Source organism: Bacteroidota bacterium (genome assembly GCA_016183775.1).
Taxonomy (GTDB): domain Bacteria; phylum Bacteroidota; class Bacteroidia; order JABDFU01; family JABDFU01; genus JABDFU01.
In genome coordinates, this window is the sequence record JACPDY010000144.1 from 22,939 (window position 1) to 34,948 (window position 12,010).

Annotated in this window: 8 protein-coding genes; 3 read left to right on the forward strand and 5 right to left on the reverse strand. The window is 41.2% G+C overall.

Going from position 1 to position 12,010, the window contains the following annotated elements:
* Positions 1-2: 2 nt before the first annotated feature.
* Both HYU69_16070 and HYU69_16075 read right to left on the reverse strand, forming a co-directional pair.
* Positions 3-317, reverse strand: coding sequence for a type II toxin-antitoxin system HigB family toxin (locus HYU69_16070; GenBank protein ID MBI2271859.1), 315 nt, complete (start codon positions 315-317; stop codon positions 3-5).
* A gap of 111 nt (positions 318-428) precedes the next feature.
* Positions 429-2,495, reverse strand: a complete 2,067-nt coding sequence (locus HYU69_16075; protein MBI2271860.1) for a tungsten formylmethanofuran dehydrogenase — start codon at positions 2,493-2,495, stop codon at positions 429-431.
* Between the two features lie 279 nt (positions 2,496-2,774).
* Here HYU69_16075 and HYU69_16080 point away from each other — a divergent pair, with 279 nt between their 5' ends.
* Genes HYU69_16080 through HYU69_16090 form a run of 3 tightly spaced genes read left to right on the forward strand, consistent with a single transcriptional unit; the run spans position 2,775 to position 8,616 of the window.
* Entirely contained in the window at positions 2,775-5,210 is a 2,436-nt protein-coding gene (locus HYU69_16080; protein ID MBI2271861.1) for an OmpA family protein, read from the forward strand.
* Positions 5,211-5,220: 10 nt separating this feature from the next.
* Positions 5,221-6,807 carry a hypothetical protein gene (locus HYU69_16085; protein ID MBI2271862.1) on the forward strand — a complete coding sequence of 529 codons (1,587 nt, stop codon included), beginning with the start codon at positions 5,221-5,223 and terminating at the stop codon, positions 6,805-6,807.
* A 54-nt stretch (positions 6,808-6,861) separates the two neighbouring features.
* Positions 6,862-8,616: a tetratricopeptide repeat protein gene (locus tag HYU69_16090; protein ID MBI2271863.1), complete on the forward strand. Its 1,755-nt coding sequence runs from the start codon at positions 6,862-6,864 to the stop codon at positions 8,614-8,616.
* A gap of 19 nt (positions 8,617-8,635) precedes the next feature.
* Here the strand turns inward: HYU69_16090 and HYU69_16095 are convergent, their stop codons facing one another.
* The 3 genes from HYU69_16095 to paaZ are packed head-to-tail and all read right to left on the reverse strand — an operon-like array spanning position 8,636 to position 11,934.
* Entirely contained in the window at positions 8,636-9,400 is a 765-nt protein-coding gene (locus HYU69_16095) for an enoyl-CoA hydratase/isomerase family protein (protein MBI2271864.1), read from the reverse strand.
* 56 nt (positions 9,401-9,456) lie between these two features.
* Complete coding sequence (locus tag HYU69_16100) at positions 9,457-9,834, reverse strand: GxxExxY protein (protein MBI2271865.1); 378 nt, start codon at positions 9,832-9,834, stop codon at positions 9,457-9,459.
* A 54-nt stretch (positions 9,835-9,888) separates the two neighbouring features.
* The gene (gene paaZ / locus HYU69_16105) at positions 9,889-11,934 is read right to left on the reverse strand and encodes a phenylacetic acid degradation bifunctional protein PaaZ (protein ID MBI2271866.1); all 2,046 of its coding nucleotides are present in this window, start codon (positions 11,932-11,934) and stop codon (positions 9,889-9,891) included.
* Between the last annotated feature and the right edge of the window lie 76 nt (positions 11,935-12,010).

The following is a 12,010-nucleotide window of genomic DNA, read 5'->3' on the forward strand; positions in this document are numbered from 1 at the left end:
ATTTATTCTTTAAAAGGTATGTTTTCTATGTTTTCCAATTTATCATATTCATTATGTGTGCCAAACCAAATTATATAAACCCTTTTAAACTGATACCTGATGCGAACAATTAATCTGAAATGATTTCCATTTATGTTAAAGATAACAGTGTTGTTACCTACAAAATCAGCAGATGCGTATTTGACTCTTATTTCATTGGGAGAAGAGTAATCGCAAGATGAAAAATCATTTATCCAGCTTTCCATTGCATTTTTGGCGTTTTTGTATTTGGGTATGTGAAGCCAATGGTATAGTGTTTTAGTTTTAATGATATTCATACCCTTACAAAGGTACTAAAAAGTTACACATTTTGGTAATTTTTATTCAACTAATTTGTATGCAAAATTTTCGTTTGGATTACTATTCGTTGAGACATTATATGAGAACACTCAATACTTCAAAACCTTTTCAATCACTTTGGCCACCTTATCCGGATTCGGCAGCATGGTGGCTTCCAGGGTCGAGTTAAGTGGTATGGCAGGCATGTTTTCAGCGCCAACACATTGTACAGGGGCGTCAAGGAATTCGAAACACTCCTGTCCTATTCTTCCGGCAAGGGCTTGTGCGAAACTGTTTTGCAGTTGTTCCTCAGTGAGTACAATGCAGCGGTTATGTTTTTTTACTGAATTGAAAATGGCTTCTTCGTCAATCGGGTTTAGTGTTCTAAGGTCAATTATTTCCACACGGTCAGGAAATTGTTTGGAAGCATTTTTTGCCCAATATACGCCCATGCCATAGGTGATTATTGTTGTTGTTGATTGGGAATCTTGGGTTACTTCCTGAACAATCCGGGCTTTACCAAAAGGAATTATATAATCCTCATCCGGCTCAATCGTTTTGGAATCTTCTGTCCCTTTTAGTTTACTCCAGTATAAACCCTTGTGTTCAAATATTACAACGGGGTTGGGGTCATAGTAAGCAGATTTCATCAGTCCCTTGAGGTCTGCGCCTGTTGAGGGATAAGCGATCTTTAAACCTTTTATATTGCATACTACACTTTCCACACTGGATGAGTGATAAGGGCCACCGCTTCCATAGGCACCAATTGGCACACGCAGTATCATGCTCACCGGCCATTTTCCATTTGATAAATAGTTGGAACGTGCCACTTCGGTGAATAATTGGTTCAACCCGGGCCATATATAATCCGCGAACTGAACTTCAACAATGGGTTTTAAACCTGCCGCACTCATACCTACTGTGCTGCCAACTATAAATGCTTCCTGGATGGGGGTATTAAACACACGCTCGTTACCAAATTGCTGTGCAAGGGTTGCTGCCTCACGAAACACTCCGCCAAGCCGCCATCCTACATCCTGCCCGTAAAGCAAACATTCTTTATGTTTGCTCATCAACTCCCGTATGGCAAATAATGCGGAGTCGACCATCACCACCGGTTGTTTTCCTTTCGGGGAACGCTGTCCTTTTTCCTCTGTGACAGGGGTTGGCGCGAAATCATGCTTAAACAGATCTTCCGGTTTAGGGTCTTCGGCTTTCAATGCACGTTGGTAGTCCGCTTCAACCGCTTGTTTCGCTTTCGCTTCAATGGACTCCAATTGGGAGTTATCAATTCCCGCAGACAATAATTGGTTACGTAATCTTGGAAACGGATCCCGTTTTGCCTGTTCAGCCAGGTCGTCGCGGTACCATTCTTTACGAACACCCGATGTATGGTGGTTCAGCAAAGGTACTTTAGCATGTATCAGGAATGGTCGACGTTCTTTACGGATCAAACCAATAACTTCCCGGACGGTTTCGTAACATTTAATAAAATCAGTGCCGTCAATGGTGCGCGTTTCAAGTCCCTTAAAACCTTTTGCATAATCACTTGCATCCATTGACCGGAAATCTTCTGAATGGGCCGATATATCCCATTCATTATCCTGTATAAGGTAAAGGATCGGTAATTTTTTTAAAACAGCCATTTGAAAAGCTTCCGCCACTTCGCCTTCCGTAATTGATGCATCGCCTAATGAACAAACTGCAAAGGCTTTATCTGCTCCTTTATACTCGGGTATTCCGGTTTTTTCACGGTACCAGATCCCCATAGCCACACCGGTTGTGGGAATAGCCTGCATGCCGGTAGCAGAACTTTGGTGAGGAATTTTAGGCATATTATCCCTTCGAAGGCTGGGGTGGCAGTAATAAGTTCGTCCACCCGAGAAAGGGTCATCACGTTTCGCTAAAAGTTGAAGCATTAATTCGTATGGGGTCATTCCAATGCCAAGCAAGATGCTGTCATCACGGTAATAGGCGGAGAGATAATCCTGCGGTTTCAGCTGCAAGCCAAGTGCCAGTTGTATGGCTTCGTGACCACGTGAGGTGGCATGAACATATTTGGCTGTAACTTCTTTATTTTGCTCGAATAACTCGGTCATGGCTTTTGCCGTGCACATCAACTCAAAAGCCTTCAGTAAAGCCTCCTTTTCAATTAGTAATTTCGTGTTATTCTCCATAACCCCTGTTTCGGTGCCTGCCATGATCGTAAAAATCAGAGCCTTAAATATAGTAATAACACATATTATAAACAATCCAATACAATAAACCAGTATGGTTTTTTCATTTTGTTAACAGGAGATGGATAATATATTTTATCAATTGTATAAAATGCCTTAATTTGCATCTTTAAACATTGGTCTATGTTATTTTTAATTAAAAGGCTTATTCTTTTATTGTTACTGATTTTTTGTGTCAACAATGTTCATGGCCAGGCTAGAACAACAAAGACTATTGAATTGGTGATTAAAGTAAAAGATGTGGCGCTTGATCCGATCGCAAATGCATCTGTTTCTGTTAATGACAAAATTACAAATGATCTTGTCGCAGCTAATACAACTCCTCCAAACGGGTCCGTTACCTATACACTCGATCTGTTCCGCGAATATATTATTACGATCGGTCATAAAGATCATGTAACAAAGAAGCTGTGGGTCGATGGAAATGTTCCCGGCAAGGAAAACAACACGAAGGTTTCTTTTTATTTTGAAGAAATTGTTCATCTGCTTACTCTTTCATCTGATAAGCTGGGAGCGGAATTGATAGATAAACCTTTTGCGAAAATATATTATAATACCCAGATAAGAGATATGGATGTGGATAGTGATTACGATGCAATTGTTAAAAAGGAAGTGGCAGCGCTTACAGGCAAGGAAAGGGTTGCTTTGTTAAACAAGCTTAAGGGCGGAAATTCGGCAGCTGACTCTAAAAAAACAGGTAAGCCGGCTATCCCCGGTGAAGATGATCCTGGATTTGATTTTTTGGGAAGTACCATCAAAGAGCTTGTTAAGAAAAATGAAACCAGGGCTGAACAATCCATTCTGACTCAAGCTTCTGTAACAATATTCAGCGATGCAGATAAACTCATAGAATTGAAAACTGATAAAAAGGACGGACGTTTCAGGACCAGGCTGGAGTACGGCCATGTTTACAAAGTGGCGGTTTCACACCCTTCTACAGTTCCTATGTTTTTAACCATTGATGCCCGGATACCAAAAGATAAGTATGATCTACGTATGGGCGTCGAGGCTATTAACATACCTTGTGTGGATAAAAGGAGTGTGAATGTTGATACTGCAAAATACCGTTTTGCTTTCGATAAATATATGTTCGATGGTAAAAAAACACTGGTGCGTGATAAGAAGTATTTCGAGGATTTTTTGAATGGAAGAACCCGGGAATACCTCGATTATAAAGCATTAGTGCGTGAGCAGAATAAGAATTCGGGAGCGGGAAATGCAGATCAGGCCGGTCTGCAAAAGATAAATTATATTTCGGGGAAGATACTTTCGGGCACTCCTCCTTCAACACCTGTTAAAAATGTAAAAGTCATACTGACAGGTGATCGTGGAGAGCCTGTACAAGCATGTGTTACAAGCAATTTTGGCCGGTTTTTGTTTTCAAATGTGTTGCTTGACCAGAATTATACGATCAAAGTTGATGAGGCTGATATGAAACAACTGAACGGACAAAAGATCACGATATTAAATAAGAATGATAAGGAGGTAACTGTAATGATGGCTGACGCAGGCGGAAAGTTCACATTCCGCTTACTTAATTCGGATAAAAAAACGCTTGAGCTGTTAGCTTCTGATGAGGAGAGCCTGATGATAAGTGGTAATTTGCTTGCACTCATTAACAATTTAACACAGCCTCTTGCTAACACAAAAGTTCAGCTTGTAAATGAGAAGGGGGAAATGATTGAAGCGGTATTGACCAATGAATTCGGGACATTCGTATTCACAAAACTTCCTCCTAATCAAAGCTTTTTGATCGAGTTGGCTGATGGTGATCCGAAGCTGGCAGGTATAAGGGTTATCATTACCGACCGTAACGGAAAGGAAGTAAACTCAACAGTATGTAACAATCAGGGCAAGTTTAAGTTTGAGTTTTTGAAGCAGGACGAGTTGAAACCAAAGCTGATGGAGGTGGAGGAAAGCGAACTTCGTCTTGATCTGAAAGGAAAGCTGTTTAAGAATACAAACCAGCAAGCCCTGGCTAACACCAGGCTTGATCTGGTAAATGAGAAAAATCAACTGGTTCAATCAACCCAGACCGATAATGCAGGTAACTTTAAATTTTCCAAAGTGAGTTATGGGAAGAATTATTCTCTTAATGCCTCTTCGCAGCAAGCTGAAAAAGTTATTCTTGCGGATGCCAATGGCGTTGTTGTAAAAGAGTATACGGCAGGTGGCGGGATCAGCACAATAAAGATGCCCCTGTTGTCTTCCGATCTTCAAAAAATAACTTCAGTATCATTTGACGACCCCTGGTTAAAAGTTGCCTCCAGGAGCAATAAAAATGAAAAGCAGGAAACTGTAGTAATACCGGAGAAGGTTTATTTCGAATTGAATGATTCTAAAATTACAACCGAAGGCAAGGTTATCCTGGATAAGGTGATACAGGTAATGAAAGGTAATTCTAACGTCAGTATAGAAGTAAGTTCACATACAGATTCCCAGGGCTCGGATGAATATAACCTGGATCTGTCAAAGAAAAGAGCAAAGAGTGCCGTGGACTATATGATCGGAGGAGGGATATCTAAAGATCGCCTGGCCGGAGTTGGTTACGGCGAAACAAAACTGGTGAATAAATGCGCTAACGGGGCATTATGCAGTGAAGAAGAACATGCTCAAAATCGCAGACTTGAGTTTAAAGTAATGTATATCAAATAATGTAATTTATATGCACCGTAAAATAATCACATTTTGTTTCGCATTGTGTGTAATATTTTTTGCCAATGCACAGGATAAGGGTAAAATAAAAGTTGTAGGCTATACCATTCATACCGACAGCAAAGGAAAGAAATCACCTCTTCCCAATATGAATTTAACGGTATTCAGGGGGACAGAGAATATCGAAGAGTTAATGTCGAATAAAAAAGGACGTTACGAGATCAAGCTTGAATATGGTTACATGTACAAAGTTGTGTTCGATAAAAATGAAGGATATATTGACATGTCATTCGCCGTTGACGCTAAAGTTCCCCCGCAGAAGCAGGATCTGAATCCGACCATCGAGCTTGATGTTCCTATGTTTACGACCGGCACTGCCGAAATAGACACACTTAAATTCAAATTTCCATTCACTAAATTCAAATTTGACGGGAACAAAAAATTTATTGATGATGCCAAGTATCTGAGCGAATTCGAAAGAGGCTTGTTCAAGGAGTATAAAGAAGCACAAAAGCAGGTTAAGAAGCAGCAGGCTGAAAGTATTGCCCAGGCGAAGTTTGAGGCCACTGCGAGGTTTGTGATGGTGGGCGGAAAGCTATTGGCTGGTGATCCCCCGAATACAGTTGTAAGGAACATGAAAATACATTTGCTCAACGATAAAGGAGCTGTTATAGAAACCGCCACTACTGATAAATTCGGCAAATTTGCTTTTTCAAAATTAACTTCTGACCGCAATTATACGATCAGGATGGACGAGAATGATTCCTTAAAACTGTCAGGAACAAAGATCACCATGTACAATAGAAAGGGTAAAGAAGTTTTTGTCACTACTTCGGGCGAGAAAGGCGGTTTTAAGTTTCAGTTATTGGCAAGTGATAAAGCTAATCTGATGCAGCTTGAAATTGAAGACAACAGTTTACTGATTGCCGGTACGTTGGAAGCATTGTTAGCCGGTAAAACCCAACCTGTATCCAAAGTTCGGGTGGTGCTGGCCAATGCCGGTACAAATGTGGTGTATGAAATTGTTGAGACAGATGTGAATGGTAGATTTGTTTTCTCTAAACTTCCGCCCGACAAAAATTTTGTCATTCGCCTGGAAGATACTTCAACCGAACTTGCCAATATTAAAATAACTTTCAGGGATAGGAATGGCAATGAGGTTGCCTCAGGTGATGCTGATGGTTTTGGTAAATTCAGGTTCGAGTTTTTGGCCGGCGATGGAGAAGTGTTGAATAAGCTGCAGGTTGAAGAGAGTGATATTAAGATGGATCTGACTGGAAAATTTCTGATCGGTGACGAAAAAAATGTTCCGTTAAATAATATAAAGGTTGATCTGCTTGATGATGTGGGAACTGTTCTTCAGTCAACGACAACAAACGATACAGGTGTTTTTTTATTTAAGGAGTTGATTCTTTATAATGGTTACTTTTTCAGGCTGGATGAGGCTGACACCAGGATAGCTTCACTTAGCGCCGTAGTTTTGGCAGATAAAATCGCGAAACCTGTAAAGGAGTATAAGCTCAATCCAGCACAAGGCATTAAATACCGTCTGCTTGTTTCAGATCAGAGGAGACTCGGAAGACTTTACCTGAAATAGGCATCCCCGCAATTGCTTACCGGCATTCCTGATCTAATTCAATATTTTTATTCTGTGAAGATCAAAAACAAAAAACAGGCTTCTTCAACTATAAGATCTGAAAAGCAGGTTTCGCAGGGTTTGCCTGCATTTAATAACGACAATATTGATCGGAAGAAGAATAGTATTGTCGCACTGATACTTGTTGTTACGTTTTTAAGTTTCCTTCCATCACTCCATAACGATCTGAATAAAACCTGGGATGACCAGTCTTATGTCACCAATAACACACAAATAAGAAGTCTTTCCTTTGAAAATATCAAGCGGGTATTTATGGAAGATGGGTATCATTATCCCAATTACCATCCTTTTTGCACTTTGTCACTTGCAGTTAATTATCATTTTTCGGGTTTGGGGCCGGCAGGATACCATTATACTAACCTGTTGCTGCACCTGTTGAACACATTGCTCGTGTTCGTGTTTATTTATGTTCTTACGGGCAGGCGTATAGTGACAGCCGCTGTAACATCCCTTTTATTCGGGCTACTTCCTGTGCATGTGGAATCTGTGGCCTGGATATCCGAACGAAAGGATGTATTATACACTTTCTTTTTCCTTTTATCACTTATAAGTTACCAGTATTTTATTCGCGATAATAACAGGAAATTTTATTTCCTGACGATTTTATTTTTTCTCTGCTCATTATTATCGAAAGCGATGGCAGCAAGTTTGCCTCTTGTATTATTATTGATCGATCATTATATGAAAAGGGAGTGGAGTAAAAAAAATCTTTTTGAAAAAGTTCCCTTTGTGATTCTCTCCATTGCTTTTGGCCTTTTGGCAATGTATATCCAGTCGGAATACGGGGCTTTGGTGAAAGGCCCTGATCTGCCTGTTTTTCGGCGCCTGCTACATGCGTGCTATGGCTTTGTGGAATATATTCCCAAAATTATTGTGCCATCAGGACTTTCCGCTTTCTACCCATATCCATATCCTTTTCGGAATGGATCATCGGTTATGAATCAGGTTCCATTGATCCTGTACATTACATTTGTCATTACACTTTTGATAGCGGCTTTTATTGTGTACAATATTATTAAGAAGCGTAAGTACTCCGCAATTATTGTTTTCGGAGTTTTTTTTTATACGATCACCATTGCGTTGGTGCTGCAGTTTTTCCCTGTAGGCTCAGCCATCATGGCCGACAGGTACGCATATATTCCTTCAATAGGGTTGTTGTTTGTTATAGGTGAGTTTTTCACTATTGGTTATAATAATCCTAAATACAAAGTTATTGTGATCGTGGGACTCTGCATCTATTCCGTATTTTTATTTGGCATGACGTATGAGCGTTGTAAAGTCTGGAAGAACGATGAAACGATATGGACGGATGTCCTTAATAAATACCCCAACGACAGCCGGGTATCTATCGCATTGAAAAATCGCGCTATATACTACATGGATATTAGTAATTATCCTGCCGCATTAAATGATTTTAATGCCTACCTCCAATCAAATCCGGGTGATGCGGATGCGTTAGACAAGGCGGGTAAAATTTATGCGCAGAAGTTGAACGATACGGATAGGGCTTTGGCCTATTTTCAAGCGGGCTACCAGATAAATCCATTAAATGTGGATGTAGTTTATGACCTCGCTATCATATATGGCGTTAAAGGCGATTACACTAATTCGCTTAATTATTTTCTGAAAGTAATGGAGTTGAAGGGTGGAGGTGACAGCCAGTTATATCAATACATCGGAAATTGTTACCGGAATTTAGGACAGGCTGAAAAAGCGAAAGCGTTTTTTGATAAGGCAGGGGTGAAATAAATAGTCTGTGTTAAAGAAACTACCTCGTTCCCGCTTTAAACGTCTCAATAAATTTTCGTGTAAATTCGGATAGCACAAGTTTTCCGCTCATTTCAGCCCGTTCGATCAATAATGTATCCCAGTTATCGGTTCCTTCCCACATTATTTTTTTGAGCATCATCATGGCTTCGGGGTTGCTCTTTGCCAGTTTATCAGCTAATGTGTTTATAGCGGTATCGAGATCGGCTGCGGTCGGGAATAGCCCGGCATACAAACCTTGTTCTTTTGCCCATTGTGCGGTGTGCCATTCGCTTGCGTTGATGGTAAGTTGTGAAAATGCGGCCTTACCAACTTTCCGTTCAACAGCAGGACCCACAACAAACGGGCCTATGCCCACAGCCAGTTCACTTAGTTTTACTAAAGCGCTGTCAATAGCAAATGTATAATCGCCTGCACTGGCAAGCCCCACGCCGCCGCCCACCGCTTTTCCCTGAACACGGACGAGCACAAATTTTGGTGCTTTACGCATGGCATTTATGACCGCTGCAAAGCCTGAGAAGAATTTTTTACCTGTTTCGAGATCTTTAATAGAAATAAGTTCATCAAATGAAGCTCCTGCGCAAAAAGTTTTTTCGCCCTCACTTTTAAGGATAATTACTTTGGCCTCCGGATCATTGCCTGCCTTGGTTATTTCGTCGGCCAATGTTCGCAGCAGTGTGCCCGGTAAGGAGTTGCTTTGGGGATGAAAGAATGTTACCGTGGCTATACCATTTTCAGTTTTGGTTTGTACTGTTCCTGTTTCCATATAGAATGTTTAAACGCAGAGGACGCAAAGACTTTCGCAGAGGGCCGCTGAGGGATTTAGTATTTATTGACTACTCGTTTCAGACCATCAATTAATTTCAAAACATTAAAGTTGATCAATAGGCCGACTTTTGAATTAGAAAGTGTTAAATAAGTTAATGTTTGTGCCAAAAATATATCATTCAGAGCATCAACTGATTTTACTTCAACAACCACCTTCTTTTCCACAAAAAGATCTACTCTATATCCAACTTCTAATTTGACTTCTTCATAAACTAACGGCAAAGGCTTTTGTTTTTCTACCATTAGCCCTGCTTTGCATAATTCATAATACAAACACTCCACATAAGCCGATTCCAATAAACCGGGCCCTAACGCTTTGTGTACTTTTATAGCACAACCAATAATTATTTTTGTTGTCTCATCCTCGTTCATCTATTTCTCTGCGGCCCTCTGCGTAAGCCTCCGCGTCCTTTGCGTTTAATTTATTTATTTTTGATCCCGCTTCTTCACCATCGTCAATATAGTTGCAATGGCAACGGTCTCACCCGTTTCGTCAAACACATCAACAAGCCATTTTACTATCCCTTTCGCAATATCATCCGGCGTCTTTTTCTCTTGCTCGGCCTTTTCTTTGCATGTAAAGCGCACACCAATGGTCGATCCCGGGTAAACGGGTTTTGTGAACCGGCACTCATCAATGCCATAGTTCAGCAGTACAGGGCCCTTGGGTGCATCAACAAAGAGTCCCGCAGCTCTCGATAAAATATAGTAGCCGTGCGCAACACGCCCTGTAAAAATTGTGCCTTCGAGTGATTTTTCATCCATGTGGGCATAAAATTTGTCTCCACTCAATTCAGCAAAGTCCTCAATGTTTTTGAGTGTGACTAAATGTGTGCCGGTAATAAGCGTTTCGCCAATTTCGAGTTCTTCAAAATAGCGTTTAAATGGATGGATTTTTTTGTCGATGTATTTAGCGCCATATTGGTATTGATTGGTCACTTTTGTAAGTGTTGTGGGTGAGCCCTGTATGGCGGTACGTTGTAAATAATGGAACACGCCACGTTTGCCGCCCATTTCTTCGCCGCCACCCGCACGACCGGGCCCGCCGTGTACCAGTAAAGGCATAGGTGAACCATGTCCTGTACTTTCTTTAGCGCAATCATTATTTAAGATCAGTATGCGGCCATGCATACTTGCGGCACCTAATACATATTGTTTTGCGATGTTGTCATCGGCAGTAACTATCGAGCTTACCAATGAACCCTTTCCCATTTTTGCGAGTTGTATCGCTTCGTCCGTGGTTTTGTAAGGCATTAATGTGCTCACGGGTCCAAAAGCTTCAATGCTGTGGCAATCGGTATTTGTAAATGGATTATCATTTAGAAATACGATCGGGGGCATAAATGCACCTTTGTTTTTGTCAGCACCCTTCACTTCAAATTTTTCGAAACTGCCGATAATTATTTTTTGTGTCTTACTTAGCTGTGCTACTTTTTCTTTTACTTCCAGTAATTGGGCTTGTCCGGCCAGCGAGCCCATACGTACACCCTCTACATTGGGGTCGCCAATAATAGTTTGCGCCAGTCGTTTGCCCAGCGCGATCTGAACATCTTCAATTTTATTTTCCGGAACAATTATTCTGCGTACAGCGGTACACTTTTGTCCGGCCTTGGTTGTTATTTCACGTACCACTTCTTTAATGAAAATATCAAACTCGGGCTTATCCGGTGTTACATCGTTTCCTAAAATGCAGCAGTTGAGGGAATCCGCTTCCATGTTAAAAGGTACAGCTTCTGCAAGCAGGCGGGGATGTGCCTTAAGCATTTTCCCTGTATGCGCAGAACCTGTGAATGTAACTACATCCTGGTTAAGAACGTGATCCAATATGCCATTGGCGCTTCCACAGATCAGCTGGAGTGCACCTTCGGGTAAAATGCCTGAAGCGATGATCTCTTTTACCACGGCTTCTGTTAAAAATGAAGTAACTGTTGCAGGTTTTACTATTGCAGGAACACCGGCCAGCCAATTCACGGCAACCTTTTCAAGCATTCCCCAAACCGGGAAGTTGAACGCGTTAATATGGATAGCGACACCTTCTTTTGGTACACAAATGTGGTGACCAATAAACGTTCCGCCTTTGGAAAGTTTGGCCACATCACCTTCCACGCAAAATGTTTCGTCGGGAAATTGCCTGCGCAGGCTGGCATATGAAAATAAATTCCCTATACCGCCTTCAATGTCAACCCAGCTATCAATGCGTGTTGCGCCTGTGGCCCAGCTTATTTTATAAAAATCTTCTTTTTTCGATTGCAGGTGCATAGCTAATGCTTTCAGCATGCGGCCACGCTCGTGAAAAGTGAGCTTTCGGAGTTTAGGTCCGCCTGTTGACCGGGCGTAACGCGTCATGGCTTCAAAATCCAATCCTTTACTGCCTGCAGTGGCTATATTTTCGCCTGTAATAGCGTTATACAGTTGCTGGCCGTCACCTTCTCCGGCGACCCATTTACCAAGTGCGTAATTTTGTAGTTTCATAACAGAGTAAAAATATATTTATGACCTTAAATTTAGGAAATATTTGTTGACTAAACGGGTTTATTGGGGTGTACCA